Raw genomic sequence first — 21,388 nt, forward strand, 5'->3', positions numbered from 1 at the left:
ACCAGCACCCAGCGACGAAAGCGAGATCCCGGTGACCGTGATCTGGATCAACGGCCCCTTCGGCGGCGGCAAGACCACCCTCGCCACCACCCTTCAGCGGGAACTGCCCGGCGCCGTCCTCTTCGACGCCGAGGGGGTCGGCTTCCTCCTGCGCCAGCTCTTCCCCGGCAAGTACGAGGACTTCCAGGACAACCCGGCCTGGCGCCCCCTCGTCGCCGAGTTCGCCGTCCGCTGCCACCGGGAGAACGACGGCCGACCGGTGATCATCCCGATGACCCTGCTGCGCCGGGACTACGCCGCCGAGATCCACGACGCCGTCCGTGCCGCCGACATCCCGCTCCGGCACCTCCTGCTCCACGCCGACCCCGACACCGTCGGCGCCCGCATCGCCGTCGGCGTCGAATTCCCCGACGACGAGGCGCGCAACGAGAAGGTCCGGGCCTTCCGTCGCCGAAAGCTGCCGGTCTACACCGAGGCGTACGACGGCTGGCTCGCGGCCGACGCCGAGGTCATCGACACCACCCGCCTCACACCACGCCAGGTCGCCGACCACGCGTCGAAGACCATCGGCGCCCTGTGACCACCGCCGTCGACGCGAGCCTCCGCCGGCACCCCATCGCCGGGGGAGACCAGCTCCCTCGCGGGCTGATCGCGACGCCGACGGTCAGGTACCCGCACACGTCGTTCTCCTGGCGGCGGCAGTGGGCGGCGCGCCCGCGTCACCCCAGGACGGCGTGGACCAGCCGTCCGTACCGGACGAGGGAGACGGACCGCTGGAGACGGCGTACGTGCGTTGACTCGCCGTCAAGGGCGGCCCCGGCGAGGAAAACGGTTCGATCACCGACCAGGCGCTGTGGCAGGATGCCCCGTCTCTTCGCTTCTTGGTTCGACCGGGGGTTCTCCTGACCATGCGCCGCTCCACCGTGCTCGCCGTCGCCGCCGCGACGGTCTCCCTCGTCGCTCTGGTGGGCTGCGACGGCGACCCTGCGCCGGCCGCGTCCTCGACGGCGTCCCCGGGCGCCACCACGCCCGAGGCCGCGCCGACCTCCGCGCCCACGGCGACTCCCACCCCGGCACCCACCGCCGTCGCGACGCCCGCACCCGCCGCCACCGCAGTCGCCACCACGGCGGGCGGGGTGATCGACCCGGAGGCGGCGCTCGCGCTCGCGGAGAGGACGCCGTACGCGGCCACCCAGGACTTCACGTCCGATGGCGGCCCGATCAGCGCGGTCGTCAAGGCCCGGGTGAACCTCAACGGGCCGATCCGCTCCGGCCGGCTCGCCGAGTCGATGAGCGTGGGCGGCGAGGACATGATGGGCGGCGCGAACGACGGCCCGAGCGTCGTCGTCACCGACGACGGCACCACCTACATCAGGAACGGCAGCAGCTGGCGCACCTCCCCGCTCGGCAACCGGATCGCCGACTACCACGGCTACGCCAAGTCGCTGCTGGCCCTCGGCCCGTCCGCCCGCAAGGGCATGGAGGACTGCGAGGGCACGCCGTGCTACCACCTCTCCGGCACGGTGGACCTGGAGCAGATGAAGGCCGTGGAGCCCGAGCAGTACATGATCCTCAAGGGCAAGTCCGTGGAGAGCTTCCAGCTCGACCAGTGGATCGACGCCCAGGGCCGCACCGTCCGCTACGACAAGAAGACCGAGCTGCGGGGCATCCAGATGCGCACCTACGGCACCTTCCGCGACTTCGGCCCGGTCGAGAAGGTCGACCCGCCCCGCTGAGGGGAACGCGTCACGAGGAAGTAGTCGCACCACTCGATGTACGCGGGTGCGCCGTCGGACCCGACGGCGCACCCGCGGCCCGGCCGGGCCGGTGGGCGGACCGAGTGGCCACCCACCCCCTCACGCCGTTGACGGCCGCCGGTCCCCGCCGCTCAGAGCGGAGGCTCGACGGCGAGCCTCAGCCGCCGCTCCCGGTCCTCCTCGGACTCGACTCCGCCGGTGTCGTGCCCCCGGGCGCGCAGGCCGTCGAGGGCGACGTCCCGGTGGTCAGGACGGTCGCTCTCCTCCAGCAGGCGCCGGGCGTGGTCGGCGAGTTCGGCGCGGTGCCGTGCCAGCCGGGGGTGCTCGACCAGGGAGACCGCCGTGAAGACGGCGGAGTGGCGAACCGCTCGGTCCTCGGAGTCGAGCAGCGGGGCGACGACCCGGTGGACGGCGGGCCGCAGGCGCCGCAGGGCGGTCTCGTTCGGACCGTTCCCCCACCGGGCGTAGGACCGGTCGTCAGCGGAGAGGAAGTAGTGGCCGAGCAGGTCGAGGACGGCCGCGCGCATCGAGTGACCGGGGGCATCCGGATCGGGGAGGCCGAGCGCACCGGCGGCCTGGGGATCGTCGAGCAGACCGGCCAGACAGGCGGCGGCCGGCACGGTCGTCGGCAGTGCCTCCCCTGCCTCGGCGTGAAAGGCGCCGCGGAGGCCCCGCTGCGCCTCTCGCCGAATGGCCGGGTCCGGGTGCAACAGGTCTCGCAGTCCGGCGGCCACCCGGTGCGGGTCTCCGAAGCCGCACTCCAGAGCGGCCCAGTCGGTCTCGCGGATCACGGTTGCGGGGTCGGGCAGGTCTGTCGCCGAATCGTCCGTCATGCCCCGCGACCCTAGAGGAATGAGCCTTGGACCGTCACCTGCCGGGCGCTGCGGCTTCGAGTTCCTCGATGGTGCCGGACATGACGATGCGCAGGTGCTGTGTGAGGTGCTCGGTCGGCCAGTCCCACCAGGCCAGCGCGAGCAGGCGGGTGACGTCGGGCGCGCTGTAGCGGGTGCGGATGAGTCTGGCGGGGTTGCCGCCGACGATGCCGTAGTCGGGGACGTCGTCGACGACGACAGCGGCGGACGCGACGATGGCGCCGTGGCCGATGCGGACTCCGGGCATCACCACGGCGCCATGGCCGACCCAGACGTCGTTCCCGACCACCGTGTCCCCGCGGCCGGGCAAGCCGGTGATGAGGTCGAAGTGTTTGGCCCAGCCGCCGCCCATGATGGGGAACGGGAAGGTCGACGGGCCGTCCATGCGGTGGTTGGCCCCGTTCATGATGAACCGCACCCCGGTCCCCAGCGCGCAGAACTTCCCGATGATCAGCTTCTCCGGACCGTAGTGGTAGAGCACGTTACGCGTCTCGAACTCGGTCGCCCGGTCCGGATCGTCGTAGTAGGAGTACTCACCGACCTCGATCAGAGGCGATGTCACCAACGGCTTCAGGAGGACCACACGCGGCTGTTCCGGCATCGGATGAAGAGTCGAAGGGTTCGGCGGGACGGAACTCACGACAGCGCCACTCCGGATCTCGTGCGAAGACATGGACAACGTATCCATGTTCGCAGCGGATGGATTCCCCTGGGCGGGAAAGCGGGCTGTTCACTGCCACCGCCCGTGACCCGAGGCACCACGGGCAGTCAGCGGGAGCGCCGGGTCGGCGTACCTCCCGGAAATTCCCAGGTCCAGACGGACACGCCATGGGAGGATGTGATCCGACTCAGGGGAATGAAGCGCATGGGACTTGACTACAGCTACGAGATCTTTGTGCCCGCCGAGAACATCGCCAGGGCACTGGCCGAGCTCGTCGAGCTGGCGCCGAGGGCCGGTCAAGAGCCGCCGCTCAAGCTCACCCTGCCCGGGGGTGACCAGCTCGTCGTCCCGTTCACGTCCCACTTCAAGAGCGATCCGGTCGATTGCTCCACGGACGGTATGCTCGAACTCGACACGTCCATCATGGTCGGTGTGGACGACGCGGTGCGAGGGTTCATCGACGGCCGTGACCTCGAACCCGACGAGTTCGGGCGAGTCGAGATCGGGTACGTCTACCTCACCGTCCGGTTCGCGTCCGTGCTACACCCTCGCTACGCCTCACTGCAGTTCACCGCCGCCACGTCGGGGATGAGCAGGATGTTCGAGCGGTCCGCAAGCATCAGAGCGGTGTTCACTGACCTCACCGCCGCCAGCGGCGGACTGTGCTGCCTGCTCGACACCGAGACCGACGTCTTCCAGATGTGCTGGCTGAACGGTCGGACAGTCCAGGAGACGGTCCCCGGCCCCCGGTTCGCAAGCTGCAGTGACCTCGGGGCGGCTTGGCCCGACCGCGACCAGTGAGGCAGCACGGTGTGGCCGAGGAGTTCCCGTGCCTGCGTGGACAGGGACCTGTCCCAGCGCGGCGACGATCAGGGCGACAGCGCCTCTCCGGCCGGAAGGGCTGAGAATGGGCGCTGGTGGCCTGGTGCCCCCGGAGGACCGCTGTCAGCCCGCACGACTAAGGTGGCTGGCCACCGACCTCAAGAGGATCCACCGTGGGCGTTCATCCTGACATGGCAGTCCAGGTAGTTCGAACCACCTGCGATCGGTCGGCTCGACACGACCCACCTACTGGTAGGGCCTGGGCCCGGGGCCCGGCGGGCCGCTGACGGAGGGACCGTTCGCTCACGTCGGCGCCGCGTGCGGCCCCATTGCTCTGCCAGTGAATCGGCAAGCGCCGAACGCCGAGCCAGTGGCTCAGTGCTCCTTCAGCACCGAGGCCAGCAGCCCCGGGAAGCGGGCGTCGAGCTCCGGGCGGCGCAGCGCCATGATGCGGTTCTTGCCCTCCTGGCGGGTGGTGGTGAGACCGGCCTCGCGGAGGATGCGCCAGTGGTTGGAGAGCGTCGACCGCGGCACCGTGAGCCAGTCGGGGCTGCAGGCGCTCTCGCCCTCGGCCGCCATCCAGCGGACCAGGGCGAGGCGCACCGGGTCACCGAGCGCGTGCAGCACGGCGGCCAGTTCCAGATCGTCCGTCATGGCAGTAGTATGCCGATCGTTTCGATATTTCGGGAAAGTCGAAACGATCTTCAGTGGCCCATCAAGTCTGCTCCGGAGCGTTCGCCATGCCTGCACTCGACACCCTTGCCCGCGTCTACGTGGACGACCTGGACATCGCCCTGCCCACCTTCGTCGCCCTCGTCGGCGAGCCGCCCCGGTTGCGGTTCGAGTACCGCGACCTGGAACTGGCCCGCGTCGGCGGCTTCCTGCTGATCGCCGGCACACCCGAGGCGCTCGCGCCGTACCGGGACACCCACGCCACCGTGCTGGTCGACTCGCTCGACGAGATCCTCGACAGCGGCACCGTGCTCGACGGCCCCAACGCCGTACCCACCGGCCGCAACGCGACGCTCCGGCACCCTGGCGGCGCGATCATCGAGTACGTGGAGTTCGCCTCCGCCTGACACACTCGCGCGTGCGCCCGGGCCACCCAACCGGTTGACCCCGCCTGAACGCCGAGATCGACTCCTCGGCCGTGCACGGTCTCCAGCGACGCATCGAGGAACAGGAACGGGTCGCCGGGTGATTGGCCGGCACCCGGGACATGGCGGTCGCCCGCGCCCCGGCGAGCCAAGCCGGCCGCGCGGCGCGACGCGCTCCGACGCCCGGCTGAGCGTCCGTCTGCCCGTCGATCTCGTCGAGCGGCTCCAGCGAGCTGTCCACCGGCAGGCCGGCTCGATCGAGCACCGCCTTCAGCTCCTCACCGACCGTGCCGAGAACCGGGAGGATCTCGTACGCGTGGTGGTGACCCTGACGAGGCCGAGGTACCGGCTTCACACGAGACCTCCGTCCCGCCGGGTCGGTACTCAGAAACCCGCTGTGTCGAGTTCGACGTTCAACGGTGACGGGAGCTGCAGCGGAGTGCCGAAGGGGTGGGGGCCTTCGACCAGGGTGTAGCCGAGCCGGCCGGGCTGGGAGAAGAGGGTGCAGGTGCGTTCCTGACGGTCGACCAGGAGGTACGCCGGAGCACCGAACTGTGAGTAGCGTCGGCGCTTCGCGGTCCGGTCGGAGTCACCGTTCGACGGCGAGGTCACCTCGACGACGAGCACGGTCTGGTCGGGCAGGAGAGCTCCTTCGGTCTTCGCGAGTTCGGCGGGCACTACGGCGAGGTCGGGGACGTAGTAGTTCTCCGTGCCGGGCAGGTCGAGGTTCCCGGAACCGGCACGGAGACCGAGTTCGCGCATGCGGGGCCCGATCTGTTCGCGGATCAGGTCGACGGTGGTCTCGTGGGCCCAGGACGGTGACACGGGGGTGATGACTCCCTCGACGATCTCGACGAGGTCACCCGCGATGTGCTGAATCGCGTACTTCAGGGCCTGCTCCGGGTTCGGCACCTGGCTGTAGTCACCGGCGCCGGCATGTGCCGTGCTCACCTGCTGCTCTCCTGTCCGGATCTCAGTCCTCGGAACGGACCAGTGACAGTTGGTATCGGTCGGCTGTGCTCCGGCTGTCACGGCCGGAGCGCAGAGCCGGCCCTGGCGCACAGCGATATGAGCGGAAGCCAGGGCGCCTAGTAACGTTACTAGGTGCCATCGTGTGCCGTGAGCGGTGTGGAGGAGGGCGAAGGGGCCTCGACCAGCTCCGCTCAGCCTGCGCGGAGGCGACCCGTCGGGCCGGACCCGCTCCACGCCCGTCGACGGGCCCGCTCTGCGTACTGAGCTTGTTCGGGTGGTGCTGCGGCCGTTCGTGTGACGGCCGTCAGTCGATTCCGGTGGCCCCGGGCCCGTGAGGTACCCGCAGGGCGGCGGGGCTGCCGGCGTCGACAGGATCGAGGACGAGGCCGAACAGTCGATGACACCGCCGCGCGGCGGGACCTGGTGCCGGATCGGCCAGAGCCCGGTCGTGCGAGGGGGAGGAGGCTTGGGCGGCATCGGATCACCTCCCTGGGCTGCGTCCACCGTCGGATTTGGCAGCTCCGTCCGTCTCCAGTCCGTCGATCGGCCTCCACTCGTGTTCGAGGATCGAGTAGGTGATCGAGTCGCGCCAGGTGCCGTGGACGAAGACGTGGTCGCGGATGCGTCCGTCTTCGGTCATACCGGCCCGCAGCAGGGTACGCGCCGAGGCCTCGTTGAGCGGGGAGCGGGCGGCCCAGATGCGGTGCAGGCCGAGGACGTCGAATCCGAGCGCGAACAGCAGGTGCACGGTCTCGGTGCCGTGGCCCTTGCCCCACGCGGCCTGGTGGAGGGCGAAGCCGATGGTGGCGGCCTGCTGCGGCTCGGTGGCCAGGCGTGCGTAGCCGATCAGTCGGTGCTCGCCGAGGGCAGTGACGGCGAGGCAGAACTCGGTGCGCGGGGCGGCGTGTGCGGAGGCGATGGACCGGTTCGTGATCGCCTCGACCTGCTCGCGGGTGCGGGGTTCGAAGCTGAGGTGCCGGGTGGCCTCGGGGTCGCCGTAGATGGCCAGGAGGTCGTCGACGTCCTCGGGTTCGACCTCGCGCAGTGCCAACTTGGGGCCGGACAGGTGAATTGGAGTCATGGCTGCGGAGCCTATCTGCGGAACCACCGGATGAGGGCCGAGTCGGGGTGGCGGTGAAGGTCCCGTAGATCTGTTCAGACGGACGGGATTTCGGTGGGGGCTCTCGGCGTGCCGAGAGCCCCCACAGCAGTCCGAACGCGAGGAGAAGCGCAGGGCCGCCATCGCTTCCAACGAGTCGTTCGGCGGCTGGACCAGGACGTTCACCGACCCCGCCGCTGCTGAGGATCTCTGGAATGCCCCGTGACGTGGCTTCCGCCGGTGAGGCAGGTGGGGCGTCATGGCCGGTCGAGGGCGGCCCGGTGCGCGATCCGGTCGGGCAGCTCGTCCACCCCGCGGCAGCGCCGCCTGCGTGAGATCGGACGCGCACCGCGCAGGCGGCGCCTCCGCGGCTGGTCAGGCCCTGGTGGCGGGGGTGTGGAAGTAGTGGCCCTGGTCGAGGTCGTCGAGCAGGCCGGGGTGGGTCGGTTGCCAGTCCAGCAGGTCGCGGGTGAGGGTGTTCGATGCCGGGGCGTCGATGCCGAGGAAGGCGCCCAGCCAGGCGAAGTGTTCGGCCGCGGCCTCGGGGGCCACGGAGGTCACCGGCACGTCGAGGTGGCGGCCGATCACCTCGGCGACGTCGCGGATCGCGACGCCTTCCTCGGCGACTCCGTGCAGCACCGATCCGGCGGGGGCCTTCTCGACGGCCAGACGGAACAGCCGTGCGGCGTCGAGGCGGTGGACGGCGGGCCAGCGGTTGGCGCCGTCGCCGAGGTAGCCGGAGACACCCTTGGCCCGGGCGGTGGCGACCAGGGCCGCCATGAAGCCGTTGTCCCCTTCGCCGTGGCAGGTCGGAGACAGTCGCACCACGGAGGAGCGGACGCCGCGCGAGGCGAGTGCGAGCGCCGCTTGGGCGGTGGCCGATCGGATCGACATCGGCGAGCCGTCGATCACGGGCATGTCCCGCTCGGTCGCCGCGCGCCCGAGCGTGAGGCCGGCCACGCCGGAGGCGAGGACGAAGGGTCGGTCGGTGCCGGCGAGCGCGTCGCCGAACGTGTCGACGGCGCGGCGATCGGCCTCGGCGGCGCCAGGGAAGTCGCCGGTGAAGGCGATGTCGTGCTTGAAGGCGAGGTGGATCACCCCGTCCGACGCGGCGGCCGCGTTCCGCAGCACGGTGAGGTCGTCGACGGTCCCGCGGACGACCTCCGCGCCGGCCGCGGTGAGCGCGGCGGCGGAGGTGTCGGATCGGGCGAGTCCGACGACTTGGTGGCCCGCGCCGATGAGCGCGGGAACGACGGCGGAGCCGATCCAGCCGGACGCACCGGTTACGAAGATACGCATGGGAAGGCACCCCAGACTATCGATGTCAGTGACTGTCATCGACTCTAGCACCTGATGTCAGTGACTGTCATCGCGTAGGATCTACGCATGGGTAGATGGGAGCCGGACTCGCGCGGACGCCTGACGAAAGCGGCGTTGGAGCTCTACGGCGAGCGCGGCTACGAGCAGACCACGGTGGCGGAGATCGCCAGACGGGCCGGGCTCACGGAGCGGACCTTCTTCCGGCACTACGCCGACAAGCGCGAGGTGCTGTTCGCCGGCTCCGGTTCGCTGGAGGAGCTGTTCGTGCAGGCGGTCGCCGGTGCCCCGGAGTCCGCGGCGCCGATCGACGCGATAGCGGCGGGACTCGAGGCAGTCTCCGAGGAGTTCGTCGGCCGCCGTGAGTTCGCCCGGCAGCGACAGGCCGTCATCGCGGCGAACGCGGAACTCCAGGAGCGCGAGTTGATCAAGCTCGCCTCGATCTCGGCCGCGCTCGCCGACGCCCTGCGCCGACGAGGCGTCGCGGGGCCGGCCGCGAGCCTGACCGCCGAGGTGGGCGTCGCCGTCTTCAAGGTCGGCTTCGAGCTCTGGATCGCGGCGTCCGAGGAACGCGAGTTGTCGCAGTTGATGCGGGAATCGCTCGACGAGCTCAAGGCCGTGACCGCGAGCGGCTAGACGGGCGACAGGTGCTGTCGCCTCTCACCTGCGCAGCCGGTGAACGGCGGCCGCCGGCGGCGGGCCGTGCGTCCGTCCCTCCGTCGACCTCTCGGTCGGCTCCTGGCGCCCGCCGCCCTCACGGCCTCCGCCCGTGAGCGGACTGCGCACCACGGGCGGCCCGGAGGTCGCCGCCTACTTCAGGACCTTGAGCAGCAGCTGCGCCAGCGCCTACTTCAGGACCTTGAGCAGCAGCTGCGCCAGCGCGCCGGCGGAGGCCGGGTTCTGCCCCGTGTACAGATTGCGGTCGACCATCGTGTACGGCTTCCACATCTCTCCGCGCTCGAACTGCACCCCGAGCTCCTTCAGCTCGTCCTCCAGCAGCCAGCGTGCCCTGGGGGCCAGGCCGACGGCGTACTCCTCGTCGTTGGTGAAGGCCGTGACCCGGTAACCGGCGAAGGGGGACACCCCGCGCACCCGGGTGGACAGCATCGCCGCGGGGGCGTGGCAGACCAGTGCGAGGGGCTTGTCCGAGGCGAGTGCCGCGGTCAGCAGCCGACCCGCGTCGGCGTCGAGCCACAGGTCCTCCATCGGGCCGTGGCCGCCGGGGAAGTAGACGGCGTCGTAGTCCTCCAAGCGGGCGTCGGACAGCCGGATCGGCCGTCGGAGCTCCTCCGCGGAACGGATGACGCCTTCCAGCTCCAGGGCGGTCTCGGCGCCTCCCGCCATGTCGGGGCGCAGGCTCATCATGTCGACGCTGGGGATCGCGCCGTCGGGTGTGGCCACCACGACCTGGTGGCCGGCTTCCGTGAACGCCGTGTACGGCGCCGTGAACTCCTCGGCCCAGTAGCCGGTGGCGTGCCGTGTGCCGTCCTTGAGGGTCCAGTAGGGGGATCCGGTCAGAACGAAGAGCAGTTTCGCCATCGTCGATCACTCCTGTGTCCGGGGTCGCGGCCCGCGTCCGTACCGCGGAGCCGCTGCCTCCTTGCCACGATCCCGCAGGAAGCGGTCACCCGCACCCGCCCGCCTGGGCGCTGTGGGTGACGGGCTCGGCGGACGGTTCACGGACCGATCCCACCGGTGCGGTCAGGGAGCGCGTGTCGACCTGTGGGGGAGAGACCGGGGCAGTGGGTGCGCTCGTAGTGGCGGCGCGCTTTCTCACGGTTGCCGCAGGTGGCCAGGAGGCCCTGGGGACGGCAGCCGCGACCGGCCGCGGCGGCGCCCGGCCCGGATGTCGCCCGACCCTCGTTCAGTGGGGCTCAGGCCACCAGGCCCTCGATCGCCACGGGAAGGTGGCGGGGGCCGCGCAGTACGGCGTTGGCGCGGTACGGCGGCGGGTCCTCGAGCAACCCGGAGAACTTGACCCGGCGGAACAGTTCGGGCACGGCCAGATGTAGTTCCATGCGGGCGAGAGGGGCGCCGAAGCAGTAGTGGATGCCGGTGTACATACCCAGGTGCTGGTTGTCCTTGCGGTCGGGATCGAACCGGTCGGGGTCCTTGAAGCGTTTGGGGTCGCGGTTGGCCGCGGCCAGCATGAGCCAGACCGGTGAGCCTTTGGGGATCGTGGTGCCGGCGACGTCGATGTCGGCCAGGGCGGTGGTCCACGGGACGAACTGGACCGGGGGCTCGTAGCGCAGCGATTCCTCGATGAGCGGGGCGGCCAGTTCCGGCTCGTTCTGGAACCGGTCGAGGACGTCGGGGTGGCGCAGCAGGGTGAGGGTCGTATTGGTGATCGCGTTGACGGTGGTCTCGTGGCCGGCGACCAGGAGCAGTATCGCGGTGGCCTCCAGGTCCGTCGGTGTCATGTCGGGGGCGAGCTCGCTGAGGATCCCCGGGCCGGGGTGGCGGCGTTTGGTCTCGATCAGGTCGGACAGGTAGGCGCCCATGTCCTGCCGTGCCCGCTGTGCCTTGTCGGGGTCGTCGTCGCCGCCGGGGTGGGGATCGAGTGAGGACGCCAGGGCGTCGGCCCAGACGTGGAAGCGCTGTTCGTCCTCGCGCGGCACACCGAGGACCTTGCAGATGGCGGTGACGGGAAGGGGGTAGGAGAAGTCCTCGACGATGTCGACCCGGTCCTTGCCTTCGAAGGCGTCGAGCAGCTCGGTGACGACCTTGGCCAGGTCTCCGCGCAGGCCGTCGAGGAATCTGGGGCTGTGCGGGGGACCGAACGGCCGGGTGACGGTGGCGCGCAGCCGGTCGTGCACGGGTGGGTCGGTGAAGATGAAGCTCGGCGGCGGGCCGCTCTCCTCCGGCGGGTGCCCGATGCGGGCGTAGCCGGGCGGGCGGTTGCTCATGTCGTTGCTCAGCCGCGGGTCGTTGGCCAGGTTCCGCACCTCGTAGTAGGTGCTGACCAGGTAGGTGCCGTTGTCCTCCCGCCTGACCGGTTGCTCGCGCAGTTCCGCGTAGAGCGGGTACGGATCGGCTCGATTGGCGTAGTCGGTGATCTGCGCGGAGATGGTGGCGGGCGTCATGGTGTCTCCTGAGGGCTCCGGGCGGCACAGGGCCGGTGATCAGGCACGTGCCGGAACGAACGCGACACGCCGCTCGCTCGGTGAGTGACCCGTCAGCGTGACGGTGGGCCCGTGGGTGGGCAGGTGGGGGTCGGGGAAGGCCGGGTCGACCGGCTCCAGCGTTTCGGCGCGGCGGTCGACCGTGCGGTACTCCGGCGGGAACGGCGCGGCGGCCTCGATCTGCCGCTGGTAGAACCCCAGCCACTTGGCTCCGTCGAAGGACGCCGCGGCGATGACACGGCCGCGGTAGCCGTACACCGCGACGAACCGGTCCTCGGCGAGCGCCCCCTGGGCGACGACCAGCTGGTCGCCCAGCGAAGGCACACCCACGGACTTGATGTTCACACCGAACTGGGAGGACCAGAACATCGGCAGCCACAGGTGCGGACGGCGATCGGGACCCGCGCAGATCATGTTGTGGGCGGCGATCTCTGCCTGTTCGACCGCGTTGCCCCAGTGCTCCAGCGACAGGAACTGGTAGTCGAACAGCGGGTGCGGGCTGCGTGCGACGTCACCGGCGGCGTAGATGTCGTCGGTGACGATGCCGTTGACGTCGAAGACCCGGCACCCGGCGTCGCATGCGATCCCCCGGGGGCCTGCGGCCAGCCCGGAGCCGGCGAGCCAGTCGGTGTTCCTGATCGCTCCGAGCGAGACGACCGCCACCTCCACCTCGATCGCCGAGCCGTCCGACAGATGGGCGCGCCTGAGCCGTCCGGCGTAGTCGCCCTCCAGGGCGGTGACGCTGACGCCGCAGCGCAGATCGACTCCCTTCCCGCGCTGCAGCCGGTCGGCGACCGCGCCGATCACCCCGCCCAGTGCGCCCACCAGCGGCGCGGGGCCGCGTTCGGCGACCGTGACCTCGAGGCCCAGCTCCCGGCAGGCGGAGGCGACCTCGGAGCCCGTGAAACCGGCGCCGATCACCAGCACTCGGGACGGGCCGCCGGCCAGCTTCCGCTTCAGGCGCGCGGAGTCGTCGCGGGTGCGCAGTGCGAAAACCCCGTCAAGAGCTGCCTGTTCCGGGTGGAACCAGGGCCGCGCTCTGGTCCCGGTGGTGATCAGCAGGCGGTCGTACGGAACGGCGTCACCGTTCGCCAGGCGCACCTGCTCGGCGTCCCGGTCCAGGCCCTCGGCCGCGACGCCCAGACGCCATTCGGCATCGATCTCACGCCGCCGCGGTAGCGCCGTGTCCTCGGCCCGCGCCCGCCCGAGCAGCGCCTGCTTGGACAGCGGCGGCCGGTCGTAGGGCTCGTACGGCTCATCACCGATCATGGTCAGGGATCCGGTGAAGCCCTCGTCCCGCAGGGTCTCCGCCGCCCGCAGGCCGGCCAGCGAAGCACCCACGACGACGATGCGGCCCTCCCGCCGCAGGACCTCGACGTCCGCTTCAGCCGACATGGGGCTCCACACCCTTCGTCGGCTCGTCGGAGTAGTCGACAAGTATGGCCTGGACCGGGCAGGCGGCAGCAGCCTCCTCCACCCGGTCGCGCTGCGCCTCGTCGAAGCGAGGGGAGAACAGCAGCGCCTCATCGCCATGCAGGGCGAAGACGTCCGGAGCGAGATAGACGCACTGCGCGAATCCCTGGCACCGGTTGAGATCGACGACAAGCCTCATCGGAACCCGCTCCCTGCACGGGCCGCGGTGGCCGAGCCCCGCAGCCGTCTGCGCTCGGTCGATGTGATCGGTGGCATGCCTCACTTTCAGGTTCTGCCCTCCGCGGAGGTCTCGCAAGGCGAGGGCGGTGCTGGGCGGGCCAGGCGCCTACGACACCTCTCGGTCGCGCATGTCTCCGACTCCCCGCCACCGCGCTTCCCCTGGGCGTCCTCGGGATTCACCGGTGCCCGCTGGGGCCTTCACGGCTGCCGAAGCCATCGGCGAGATCTTCGGGCCGGCTGGCGCCCAGGCCTTCGCCCGCGACGCGCTCGCACGAGTCCGTCCCCCGTCGCGATCGAGGCGGGCCTGCGGCCCGGGAACCGCCCGTTCGGGTGGTCTCTTCGTCCGCCCGTGTGGCTTCGCCCGGGCTGTTGGGGGTGGGTGGTTTGCTGTGCGGCGAGCTGCGGCCGACAGGCTTCCGCGGCGACGTGCGGCGGCGTGGAGAACGGGCGACCAGGCTCTCCTCCCGGGCCGCAGGGGCCCCGGGTGCCGAGGCCCCGGGGGCTCCCGAGCGGCTGGAGGTGGTCGGTGGTGACGGCTGGGCGCGGTGGTGGATCGTCCGGGAGCCGGGTCCGGCCGCGGTGGGGCGCCCGTGCGGGGCGGCGGCTGGGCCTGGCCGTCGGGCGGGCCCGTACCGCGGCGGGTGCCAGGCTGTCGGAGGCCGCGGGCGCGATCGGGCGGCTACCCGCCCCGCCGGGGCCGTTCCGGCCCGGCTTCTGGCGCAGTCCGATCCGCGGGCCGTGGCTGACCTCGGTGTTCGGCTCGGTGCTGCTCGTCGGGATGCCGGTCCTGTTCGTGACCGGGGCGCTGTCCTACGCCGCGTACAACCCGGACCTCGGGCCGCTCAACGACCAGACTCCGGACAAGGGCCTGCTGGGCTTCTACCTCTTCGACTGGCCCACCCGCCCCTCCTGGCTCTACCGGCTCACCCAGGGCGTGCACGTGACGCTCGGCGTCGTCCTGGTGCCGGTCGTGCTGGCCAAGCTGTGGTCGGTGATCCCGAAGCTGTTCGAGTGGCCGCCGGTGCGCAGTGTCGCCCATGCCCTGGAACGGCTGTCGCTGCTGACGCTGGTCGGCGGGGTGGTCTTCGAGTTCGTGACCGGGATCCTCAACATCCAGCTCCACTACGTCTTTCCGGGCTCCTTCTACACCCTGCACTTCTACGGGGCGTGGGTGTTCATCGCCGCGTTCGTGGTCCACGTCGCGCTCAAGCTCGGGACGCTGGTCCGCGCCCTGAGGTCGCGCCCGCTGTGGGGGGAGCTGCGCACCGGCGTCGTCGGCACCCGGCCCGAACCGCCGGACGCGGACGGCCTCGTGGCGCCGGACCCGGCCCCGCCGACGATCGCCCGGCGCGGTGCGCTGGCCCTGGTGGGCGCGGGTTCGCTGGCCCTGTTGGTCGTCACGGCGGGGCAGAGCATCGGCGGCCGGCTCCGGGCCACCGCGCTGCTGGCACCGCACAACCGTGAGCCCGCGAACGGTCCGAACGGATTCCAGATCAACAAGACGGCGGCCTCCGTCGGCGTCACGGCGGCCATGGTCGGCCCCGACTGGCGGCTGGAGCTGTACGGTGCCGCTCCGGTGCGGGTGTTCACCCGGGAGCAGCTGCTGGCGCTGCCGCAGCGGTCGGCCCGGCTGCCGATCGCCTGTGTGGAGGGCTGGTCCACCGAGGACCAGCACTGGAGCGGACTGCCGCTCGCCGAGCTCGCGGCCATGGCCGGGCTCCCGGACGCGGCGGACGTCCTCGTGGAGTCGGTCCAGCCGCCCGGCCCCTACACCTCCGTGCTGCTGCGCGGCAACCAGATCCGGGACCCGCTCTCCCTGCTCGCCCTGCACGTCAACGGAGCAGACCTCTCGCTCGACCACGGCTATCCCGCCCGCATCATCGTCCCCGCCAACCCCGGTGTGAACAACACGAAGTGGGTCGGCCGACTGACCTTCAGGACGTGACGATGGACCGATTCGCCCCCATCACCCGCTGGTACGGCGCGCGGCCCCTACACCTGCTCGCGCTCCTCGCCTCCTTCGCCCTGACCGGCTACGCGGTCCAGCGCCTGGTGGCCGAACGGCCCCTCGCGGTGGCGGTCTGGTTCGTCGGCGCGGCCGTCGCCCACGACCTGATCCTGCTCCCGCTCTACTCGATCGCCGACCTCTCGGCCCGCTCCGTGCTGCGCCGCCTGCCCGAGCCGGTGCCGGCCGTGCCCTGGATCAACCACCTGCGCGTTCCGGCCTGCCTGTCCGGCCTCCTGCTGCTCGTCTGGTTCCCCCTGATCCTCCGCCTGTCCGAGCCCTACCCGGGCGCCACGGGTCTGTCGGACGAGGTCTACCTGCCCCGGTGGCTCGTCATCACCGGGGTCCTCTTCGGGGCCTCCGCCGTCGCCCTCGCGTTCCGGATCCGCGGCGCGCGCCGGGCCGGCCGATCGGCGCGCGCCGGCGAACACGGCGTCCGCGAACCGTAGGACCGTACGCGGACGGCTTTCCTTCCGGCCCGCGCCCGCGGTGACCGGACGTCTCCCGACGAGAGGTGGTGCACATGGCAGTGCGTCAGGATTCCCCGCAGGCCGAGCTGGGCGTGATCGGCGGCTCCGGGTTGTACGAGCTGCTGGACGCGGTCACGGAGGTGCGGGTCGACACGCCGTACGGGCCGCCGAGCGACGCGCTGGTCCTGGGCGAGGTGGCGGGGCGTCGGGTCGCGTTCCTTCCCCGGCACGGGCGCGGCCACGCGTTGGCCCCGCACCGGATCAACTACCGGGCCAACCTCTGGGCGCTGCACTCGCTGGGCGTGCGGCAGGTGATCGCGCCGTGCGCGGTCGGCGGGCTGCGGCCGGAGTACGGGCCCGGGGTGCTCCTGGTGCCGGACCAGTTCGTGGACCGGACCTCGGGGCGGGTGCAGACCTTCTACGACGGGCAGCCGCTGCCGGACGGCTCGCGGTCGCACGTGGTGCACGTGTCGATGGCCGACCCGTACTGCCCGGCGGGGCGGTCGACCGCCCTGGAGGCGGCGCGCTCGACGGCCTGGGAGCCGGTGGACGGCGGCACCCTGGTGGTGATCGAGGGGCCGCGCTTCTCCACCCGGGCGGAATCCCGCTGGTTCGGCGCGAACGGCTGGTCGGTGGTCGGCATGACCGGGCACCCGGAGGCCGCTCTCGCCCGCGAACTCGGGCTCTGCTACACGTCGTTGGCCCTCGTCACGGACCACGACGCCGGTGTGGAGAAGGGCGAGGGCGTCACCCAGGCGGAGGTGCTGGCGGTCTTCGCCCGCAATGTCGACCGGCTGCGCACCGTGCTGTTCAAGGCGCTGGAGGCCCTGCCCGTCGACCGGGAGTGCCCCTGCCCGCACGTCCTGGACGGACTGGCGACCGGCCTTCCCGGCATCCCGGGTGACTGACCGGGCCCGGGGCGTCCTGCCCTGCGCGCTGGCCGTCGCCGCGCTGGTGGCGGGCCTGGCGCTGACCGTGACCGGCGGCGGGACGCTCGCCGACCGGTCGCGGCTCCCCGGCTGGTACGTCCTCGATGCCGCACTGTTCGCCTTCGCGCTGCTCCTGCTGCGGAGGGTGGCCGACCGCCACGTGGCGCCGCTGGTGGTGGTCGGGAGCATCCTGGTCGCCGGGACGGGGCTGCTGGCACCCCCGCGCACCAGCGACGACGCCTACCGGTACGTATGGGACGGGCGGGTCCAGGCGGCCGGCGTCTCCCCGTACGCGCACACCCCGGACGATCCGGCGCTGTCCTGGCTGCGCGACCCGGGCCTGTTCCCGGACGGGGACGGGTGCTCGGCCTGGGACGAGCGGAGGACCGCGGCCGGGGACTGCACCCGGATCAACCGGCCCGCCGTGCACACCGTCTACCCGCCGGTCGCGGAGGCCTGGTTCCTCGCCGAACACCCCTTCGGCGGCGGGGTGCGCGGCGTGCAGGTCGGTGGTGCCCTGCTGGCGGTCGCCGCCACCGGTGTGCTGCTCGCCGTCGGCGGGCGGAGCCGGCGGGCGGCACTGTGGGGCTGGTGCCCGGCAGTGGCGCTCTGGGCGGTCAACGACGCCCACGCCGACACCCTGGGCGCCCTCCTCATGGTGGCGGGGCTGGGCTGCGCGGCCCGCCGCCGGACCGGTGCCGGCGGCGCGCTGCTCGGCGCGGCGGCCGCGGCCAAGCTGCTCCCGGCACTCGCCCTGCCCGGGGCGCTGTCCGGGCTGTCGGCCCGGCGGCCGACCAGGAACGACGTGCTGCTCGCCACGACGGCCCTCGGGACCTTCGCGGCGGCCTACCTCCCGTACGTCGTGCTCTCCGGCGCCGGCGTGCTGGGGTACCTGCCCGGCTACCTGAGGGAGGAGGGGTACGAGCAGGGGCGCCTCGAACGGTTCGGCCTGCTGCGGGTGGTGCTGCCCGACCCCTGGACGCCGTGGGCGGCCGCACTGGTGCTGGCGGCGGTGGTGCTGCGGGTCCTGCGGCACGGCGACCCGGCCAGGCCCTGGCGCGGCGCGCTCCTGGTGACCGGGACGGCGCTGCTGCTCGTGGCCCCGAGCTACCCGTGGTACGGGCTGCTGGTGGTCGCCCTGGTCGCGCTCGACGGACGGTGGGAGTGGCTGGCGGTGCCGGCCGCCGGGCAGGTGCTCTACCTGACGGGCGGGGAGGACGCCCAGCGCGCCGCGTACGGGGCCGCGCTGCTGTGGGTGCTCGCGGTGCCGCTGGTGCGCGGGCGGCTGCGTGGCGGAGCGCGCCGGGCGATGGCCGGGGCGGTGCCGGAGACGACCAACCCCTGACCGGACAGCCAGGCTGCCCGTGCTCCCGGGCCGGTCCGGTCGGGGACCACGGCAGGCCCCTGGGTTCAGCCCTTGCGCAGGGCGAGGAAGCGGCGTCCGCAGGAGGTCCAGCGTTCCGCCTCGACGAGGCCCGCCGCGCCGGCCAGCCGCAGGGTCGCCGACCCGCCGAGACGGGCCCAGGGAAAGGAGGGGCCGAGCCGCCCGCCCGGCCCCTCCACCCGGACGACGGCCCGTTCGTCCACCTCCTCCGTCTCCACCTCGACCAGCAACAGCCCTTCCGGGGCGACGAGTTCGGCGCCCCGGCGGAGCAGCGCGCCCGGGTCGCCGCCGATGCCGAGGTTGCCGTCCGCCAGCAGCGCGGCACCCCAGCGCCCCTCGGCGGGCAGGCGGTCGAAGACGGATCGGCAGATCGCCCGGCCACCGAGGCCGACCGTGCGGGCCACCGCGGTCCTCGTCACGTCCACCCCGAGGACGGGCACCCCGAGGGTGAACAGCGCGGCCACCAGCCGGCCGGGGCCGCAGCCGAGGTCGAGGACCGGCGCGCCCAGGCGGGTGCAGCGCCGCAGCAGGCTGTGGTCGGCGCCGGCCGCGGGCGCGCACCAGCGCTCGATGTCCAGGTGCAGCCGGCGGCCGTCCTCGTGACGCAGCCACAGCGGGCCGCGGCCCGTGCGGACGGCTTCGGCGAACGGGTCGTCCACCCAGGGCGCCGCCACCGTCAACTCGCCACCTCCGGCGCGGTCGTGAGGGCTCGCAGCCGGGCGGCGAAGCGGCTTCCGGGGGACTCGGCGGCGACCTGCCGGGCATCGTCGGCGGTGTCCACATCCGTCAGTACCGGCAGCCGGTGGACGGCCAGGCGGGCTTCCGCCAGGCGGCGCAGGAGCACCGCACCGGTGTCCGGCGTGGACATCGGCACGTCGTGCAGCAGCCGGGCGGCCAGCTCCGCGGTCGGCCGCGCCAGGCCCAGCGCCCAGAACCCGCCGTCGGCCGCCGGGCCGTACCAGGCGTCGACGCCCGGCCGCCGGACGGCGGAGAGCGGCTCCGACAGCGTGGCGGCGTCCAACTGCGGGGTGTCCATGCCGACCAGCAGCGCGGGGGAGCCCGGGGCCAGCCGGGCCGCGTGCGCGAAGGCGTCGGCCAGCCGCCGGTCCAGGCCGCCGTCGCACTGCGGGACGACCGTCCAGCCCGGCGGCAGCCAGTCGCCGGGATCGCCGTCCAGGACCAGCAGACGGCGCCCGGCGGGCATCGAGTCCAGGGAGCGCAGGGTGTCCGTGAGCGCGGCCTCGGCCAGGGCCGCCGCCTGGGACGGGGTGAAGGGCGGGGTGAGACGGGTCTTGACCCGGCCGGGGACGGGCGCCTTCGCGATCACCAGGAGCGTGGGCGGCGGCGCGGCCAGCACCACCCGCATGTCGCGGACGGCCTGGCGGGTGCCCCGTACGGTTCCGGTGACCTTGGACCGGCCGGCCCGCGGCAGGTAGTCGACGGAGGTCTCGGCGATCCGCAGCCCGGCGGCCGAAGCCGCGAGCACCATCTCCAGCGGGTAGCCGGAGCGCCGGTCGCCGAGCCCCAGGGCCAGCAGCTGCTCCCGGCGGGCGGCCCGCATCGGGCCGAGATCGTGCAACCGGACGCCCGTGCGGGCCCGCAGCCGGCGGGCGAGGACGGCGTTGGCGAGCCGGGCGTGCAGGGGCCAGGCTCCGGCGGTGGCGGGCCGGCGGCGGCCGAGCACCAGGTCGGCCGTGCCGGCCAGCACCGGGGCGGCGACCCGGGGGAGTTGGGCGGGATCGAGCGAGCCGTCACAGTCCAGGAAACAGACCAGCTCGGCGGTGGCGGCGCGCAGTCCGGCGTGGCAGGCGGCACCGAAACCGCGCCTGGGTTCCTCGACCACCGTCGCGCCGAGGGAGCGGGCGAGTGCGGCGGAGCCGTCCCGCGAACCGTTGTCCACGACGATCGCCCGCCAGCCGGGCGGGATCCGTTCGAGGACCCAGGGCAGCGCCTCGGACTCGTCCAGACAGGGCAGGACCACATCGCCGACCGGTGGGGGAGGGGGAGCTTCTGTCACGGCGGTCACGGTAGCCGCCGGGTGGCGCGGCAGAGCCGAACCGCGCCTTCGCGGACGGGCCGCACCCGTCCGGCCGCACCCGTTCGGGCGAGCCACGGTGGCTCCCGCGAGCAGCCCGGCCTTCCGACCGCCGGGCGTCAGGCGCGGAGCGGCGCCGTCGCGAACTCCGTCATGCCGTCGGCGAAGGGGACCCGGGCCCGCCAGCCGAGCTCCCCGCGCAGCCGCGCGGAGTCCGCGGTGATGTGCCGGACGTCGCCCAGCCGGTACTCACCCGTCACCACCGGCACCGGCCCACCGTGGGCGGCGGCGAGTGCCACCGCCATCTCGCGGATCGTCCGGACCTCACCGCTGCCCACGTTGTACGCCCGGGCACTTCCCGGAAGCCGCCCGCCGACCGCCGCGAGCGCGGCGACGTTGGCCTCGGCCACATCCCGGACGTGGACGAAGTCCCGTCGCTGCCCGCCGTCCTCGAACACCCGCGGCGCCTCACCCCGGGCCAGGGCCGAGCGGAACAGCGAGGCGACCCCGGCGTACGGGGTGTCGCGCGGCATGCCCGGCCCGTAGACGTTGTGGTACCGCAGCGTCAGGACGCGTCCCCCGCACGCCCGGGCCCAGGCGGAGGCCAGGTGTTCCTGGGCGAGCTTGGTGGCGGCGTACACGCTGCGCGGATCGGTCGGGGCGCCCTCCGCCACCAGCCCGGGGCTCAGCCCGGCGCCGCACCGGGGGCACGGGGGCTCGAACCGTCCGGCCTCCAGGTCGGCCGGGCGTCGCGGACCGGGCGAGACGTCCCCGTGCGCCGGGCACCGGTAGCGGCCCTCCCCGTAGACCACCATCGACCCGGCGAGCACCAGGTCCCGCACGTCCGAACGGGCCATCGCGGCGAGCAGGACCGCCGTGCCGAGGTCGTTGCAGCCGACGTACCCGGGAGCGTCGTCCAGGTCCAGCCCCAGGCCCACCATCGCCGCCTGGTGGCAGACCGCGTCCACGCCCGCCAGCGCCCGCTCGACCGCCGCCGCGTCCCGCACGTCACCGTGCCGCGCCTCCACGCCCTTCGGCAGCACGGGCATCACCCCGGAGGGATGGACGGCGGGCAGAAGAGCGTCCAGCACCCGGACCTCGTGGCCCGCGGTCGCCAGGGACCGTACGACCGCCGAACCGATGAACCCGGCACCGCCGGTGACCAGAATCCTCATGACCAGGGACGTTACCGG

General features: G+C 72.7%; 22 protein-coding genes and 2 pseudogenes. 10 read left to right on the top strand and 14 right to left on the bottom strand.

Annotation, left to right across the window (positions count from 1 at the left end; all coding sequences use genetic code 11):
• The first annotated feature begins 31 nt into the window (after positions 1–31).
• Together ACGF13_RS39405 and ACGF13_RS39410 are read left to right on the top strand one after the other, a co-directional pair.
• The gene (locus ACGF13_RS39405) at positions 32–580 is read left to right on the top strand and encodes an AAA family ATPase (RefSeq protein ID WP_392884390.1); all 549 of its coding nucleotides are present in this window, start codon (positions 32–34) and stop codon (positions 578–580) included.
• Between the two features lie 328 nt (positions 581–908).
• Entirely contained in the window at positions 909–1,736 is an 828-nt protein-coding gene (locus ACGF13_RS39410) for a hypothetical protein (RefSeq protein ID WP_392884391.1), read from the top strand.
• 152 nt (positions 1,737–1,888) lie between these two features.
• Here the strand turns inward: ACGF13_RS39410 and ACGF13_RS39415 are convergent, their stop codons facing one another.
• Together ACGF13_RS39415 and ACGF13_RS39420 are read right to left on the bottom strand one after the other, a co-directional pair.
• The gene (locus tag ACGF13_RS39415; protein WP_392884393.1) at positions 1,889–2,590 is read right to left on the bottom strand and encodes a hypothetical protein; all 702 of its coding nucleotides are present in this window, start codon (positions 2,588–2,590) and stop codon (positions 1,889–1,891) included.
• A 34-nt stretch (positions 2,591–2,624) separates the two neighbouring features.
• Positions 2,625–3,302: a CatB-related O-acetyltransferase gene (locus ACGF13_RS39420; RefSeq protein ID WP_392884394.1), complete on the bottom strand. Its 678-nt coding sequence runs from the start codon at positions 3,300–3,302 to the stop codon at positions 2,625–2,627.
• A 192-nt stretch (positions 3,303–3,494) separates the two neighbouring features.
• Here ACGF13_RS39420 and ACGF13_RS39425 point away from each other — a divergent pair, with 192 nt between their 5' ends.
• A complete protein-coding gene (locus ACGF13_RS39425; RefSeq protein WP_392884395.1) occupies positions 3,495–4,091 on the top strand; it encodes a hypothetical protein in 597 nt (198 codons plus the stop codon).
• 396 nt (positions 4,092–4,487) lie between these two features.
• Here the strand turns inward: ACGF13_RS39425 and ACGF13_RS39430 are convergent, their stop codons facing one another.
• Positions 4,488–4,766 (bottom strand): ArsR/SmtB family transcription factor, encoded by a 279-nt coding sequence (locus ACGF13_RS39430; RefSeq protein ID WP_392884396.1) that lies wholly within the window; start codon positions 4,764–4,766, stop codon positions 4,488–4,490.
• Positions 4,767–4,852: 86 nt separating this feature from the next.
• Here ACGF13_RS39430 and ACGF13_RS39435 point away from each other — a divergent pair, with 86 nt between their 5' ends.
• Positions 4,853–5,191 (top strand): hypothetical protein, encoded by a 339-nt coding sequence (locus ACGF13_RS39435; protein WP_392884398.1) that lies wholly within the window; start codon positions 4,853–4,855, stop codon positions 5,189–5,191.
• 402 nt (positions 5,192–5,593) lie between these two features.
• Here ACGF13_RS39435 and ACGF13_RS39440 read toward each other — a convergent pair whose 3' ends face one another.
• A complete protein-coding gene (locus ACGF13_RS39440) occupies positions 5,594–6,160 on the bottom strand; it encodes a Uma2 family endonuclease (RefSeq protein ID WP_392884400.1) in 567 nt (188 codons plus the stop codon).
• A gap of 502 nt (positions 6,161–6,662) precedes the next feature.
• On the bottom strand, positions 6,663–7,262 hold the full coding sequence (locus tag ACGF13_RS39445; protein ID WP_392884402.1) for a GNAT family N-acetyltransferase: 600 nt from the start codon (positions 7,260–7,262) through the stop codon (positions 6,663–6,665).
• A 130-nt stretch (positions 7,263–7,392) separates the two neighbouring features.
• Here ACGF13_RS39445 and ACGF13_RS39450 point away from each other — a divergent pair.
• A pseudogene (locus ACGF13_RS39450) lies at positions 7,393–7,473 on the top strand (AAA family ATPase); the annotation flags it as partial.
• A gap of 182 nt (positions 7,474–7,655) precedes the next feature.
• Here the strand turns inward: ACGF13_RS39450 and ACGF13_RS39455 are convergent.
• A complete protein-coding gene (locus ACGF13_RS39455) occupies positions 7,656–8,579 on the bottom strand; it encodes an SDR family oxidoreductase (RefSeq protein WP_392884403.1) in 924 nt (307 codons plus the stop codon).
• Positions 8,580–8,666: 87 nt separating this feature from the next.
• On the opposite strand from ACGF13_RS39455, the gene ACGF13_RS39460 reads away from it, so the two are divergent.
• Entirely contained in the window at positions 8,667–9,233 is a 567-nt protein-coding gene (locus ACGF13_RS39460) for a TetR/AcrR family transcriptional regulator (RefSeq protein ID WP_392884405.1), read from the top strand.
• 210 nt (positions 9,234–9,443) lie between these two features.
• On the opposite strand, the gene ACGF13_RS39465 is transcribed toward ACGF13_RS39460, so the two are convergent.
• From ACGF13_RS39465 to ACGF13_RS39480, 4 genes are all read right to left on the bottom strand, one after another.
• The gene (locus ACGF13_RS39465; RefSeq protein ID WP_392884406.1) at positions 9,444–10,136 is read right to left on the bottom strand and encodes a type 1 glutamine amidotransferase domain-containing protein; all 693 of its coding nucleotides are present in this window, start codon (positions 10,134–10,136) and stop codon (positions 9,444–9,446) included.
• A 335-nt stretch (positions 10,137–10,471) separates the two neighbouring features.
• Positions 10,472–11,680, bottom strand: coding sequence for a cytochrome P450 (locus ACGF13_RS39470; RefSeq protein WP_392884408.1), 1,209 nt, complete (start codon positions 11,678–11,680; stop codon positions 10,472–10,474).
• 39 nt (positions 11,681–11,719) lie between these two features.
• A complete protein-coding gene (locus ACGF13_RS39475) occupies positions 11,720–13,114 on the bottom strand; it encodes an NAD(P)/FAD-dependent oxidoreductase (RefSeq protein WP_392884410.1) in 1,395 nt (464 codons plus the stop codon).
• On the bottom strand, positions 13,104–13,331 hold the full coding sequence (locus tag ACGF13_RS39480) for a ferredoxin (RefSeq protein ID WP_392884411.1): 228 nt from the start codon (positions 13,329–13,331) through the stop codon (positions 13,104–13,106). The genes ACGF13_RS39475 and ACGF13_RS39480 overlap by 11 nt, the downstream gene beginning before the upstream one ends.
• A gap of 711 nt (positions 13,332–14,042) precedes the next feature.
• Between ACGF13_RS39480 and ACGF13_RS39485 the strand changes: the two genes are divergently transcribed.
• From ACGF13_RS39485 to ACGF13_RS39500, 4 genes are all read left to right on the top strand, one after another.
• Entirely contained in the window at positions 14,043–15,317 is a 1,275-nt protein-coding gene (locus ACGF13_RS39485) for a molybdopterin-dependent oxidoreductase (protein ID WP_392884422.1), read from the top strand.
• A gap of 2 nt (positions 15,318–15,319) precedes the next feature.
• The gene (locus ACGF13_RS39490; RefSeq protein ID WP_392884423.1) at positions 15,320–15,826 is read left to right on the top strand and encodes a hypothetical protein; all 507 of its coding nucleotides are present in this window, start codon (positions 15,320–15,322) and stop codon (positions 15,824–15,826) included.
• A gap of 74 nt (positions 15,827–15,900) precedes the next feature.
• Complete coding sequence (locus ACGF13_RS39495) at positions 15,901–16,755, top strand: S-methyl-5'-thioadenosine phosphorylase (RefSeq protein WP_392884412.1); 855 nt, start codon at positions 15,901–15,903, stop codon at positions 16,753–16,755.
• Positions 16,748–18,121, top strand: a complete 1,374-nt coding sequence (locus ACGF13_RS39500; RefSeq protein ID WP_392884413.1) for a hypothetical protein — start codon at positions 16,748–16,750, stop codon at positions 18,119–18,121. The genes ACGF13_RS39495 and ACGF13_RS39500 overlap by 8 nt, the downstream gene beginning before the upstream one ends.
• Before the next feature lie 65 nt (positions 18,122–18,186).
• On the opposite strand, the gene ACGF13_RS39505 is transcribed toward ACGF13_RS39500, so the two are convergent.
• From ACGF13_RS39505 to ACGF13_RS39520, 4 genes and pseudogenes are all read right to left on the bottom strand, one after another.
• The gene (locus ACGF13_RS39505; protein WP_392884425.1) at positions 18,187–18,834 is read right to left on the bottom strand and encodes an SAM-dependent methyltransferase; all 648 of its coding nucleotides are present in this window, start codon (positions 18,832–18,834) and stop codon (positions 18,187–18,189) included.
• Positions 18,835–18,836: 2 nt separating this feature from the next.
• Entirely contained in the window at positions 18,837–19,364 is a 528-nt protein-coding gene (locus ACGF13_RS39510) for a DUF2064 domain-containing protein (protein WP_392884426.1), read from the bottom strand.
• A 102-nt stretch (positions 19,365–19,466) separates the two neighbouring features.
• A pseudogene (locus tag ACGF13_RS39515) lies at positions 19,467–20,186 on the bottom strand (glycosyltransferase family 2 protein); the annotation flags it as partial.
• A gap of 128 nt (positions 20,187–20,314) precedes the next feature.
• On the bottom strand, positions 20,315–21,370 hold the full coding sequence (locus ACGF13_RS39520; protein ID WP_392884414.1) for an NAD-dependent epimerase/dehydratase family protein: 1,056 nt from the start codon (positions 21,368–21,370) through the stop codon (positions 20,315–20,317).
• Positions 21,371–21,388 lie beyond the last annotated feature (18 nt).

The organism is Kitasatospora sp. NPDC048286 (assembly GCF_043201735.1).
Lineage (GTDB): Bacteria > Actinomycetota > Actinomycetes > Streptomycetales > Streptomycetaceae > Kitasatospora.

What these genes read in the sequence shown, in the direction of transcription:
- ACGF13_RS39410 (WP_392884391.1), top strand. Translation starts at nt 909, where the DNA reads ATGCGCCGCTCCACCGTGCTCGCCGTCGCCGCCGCGACGGTCTCCCTC.
- ACGF13_RS39415 (WP_392884393.1), bottom strand. Translation starts at nt 2,590, where the DNA reads ATGACGGACGATTCGGCGACAGACCTGCCCGACCCCGCAACCGTGATC.
- ACGF13_RS39420 (WP_392884394.1), bottom strand. Translation starts at nt 3,302, where the DNA reads ATGTCTTCGCACGAGATCCGGAGTGGCGCTGTCGTGAGTTCCGTCCCG.
- ACGF13_RS39425 (WP_392884395.1), top strand. Translation starts at nt 3,495, where the DNA reads ATGGGACTTGACTACAGCTACGAGATCTTTGTGCCCGCCGAGAACATC.
- ACGF13_RS39430 (WP_392884396.1), bottom strand. Translation starts at nt 4,766, where the DNA reads ATGACGGACGATCTGGAACTGGCCGCCGTGCTGCACGCGCTCGGTGAC.
- ACGF13_RS39435 (WP_392884398.1), top strand. Translation starts at nt 4,853, where the DNA reads ATGCCTGCACTCGACACCCTTGCCCGCGTCTACGTGGACGACCTGGAC.
- ACGF13_RS39445 (WP_392884402.1), bottom strand. Translation starts at nt 7,262, where the DNA reads ATGACTCCAATTCACCTGTCCGGCCCCAAGTTGGCACTGCGCGAGGTC.
- ACGF13_RS39455 (WP_392884403.1), bottom strand. Translation starts at nt 8,579, where the DNA reads ATGCGTATCTTCGTAACCGGTGCGTCCGGCTGGATCGGCTCCGCCGTC.
- ACGF13_RS39460 (WP_392884405.1), top strand. Translation starts at nt 8,667, where the DNA reads ATGGGTAGATGGGAGCCGGACTCGCGCGGACGCCTGACGAAAGCGGCG.
- ACGF13_RS39465 (WP_392884406.1), bottom strand. Translation starts at nt 10,136, where the DNA reads ATGGCGAAACTGCTCTTCGTTCTGACCGGATCCCCCTACTGGACCCTC.
- ACGF13_RS39470 (WP_392884408.1), bottom strand. Translation starts at nt 11,680, where the DNA reads ATGACGCCCGCCACCATCTCCGCGCAGATCACCGACTACGCCAATCGA.
- ACGF13_RS39475 (WP_392884410.1), bottom strand. Translation starts at nt 13,114, where the DNA reads ATGTCGGCTGAAGCGGACGTCGAGGTCCTGCGGCGGGAGGGCCGCATC.
- ACGF13_RS39480 (WP_392884411.1), bottom strand. Translation starts at nt 13,331, where the DNA reads ATGAGGCTTGTCGTCGATCTCAACCGGTGCCAGGGATTCGCGCAGTGC.
- ACGF13_RS39490 (WP_392884423.1), top strand. Translation starts at nt 15,320, where the DNA reads ATGGACCGATTCGCCCCCATCACCCGCTGGTACGGCGCGCGGCCCCTA.
- ACGF13_RS39495 (WP_392884412.1), top strand. Translation starts at nt 15,901, where the DNA reads ATGGCAGTGCGTCAGGATTCCCCGCAGGCCGAGCTGGGCGTGATCGGC.
- ACGF13_RS39510 (WP_392884426.1), bottom strand. Translation starts at nt 19,364, where the DNA reads ATGCCCGCCGGGCGCCGTCTGCTGGTCCTGGACGGCGATCCCGGCGAC.
- ACGF13_RS39520 (WP_392884414.1), bottom strand. Translation starts at nt 21,370, where the DNA reads ATGAGGATTCTGGTCACCGGCGGTGCCGGGTTCATCGGTTCGGCGGTC.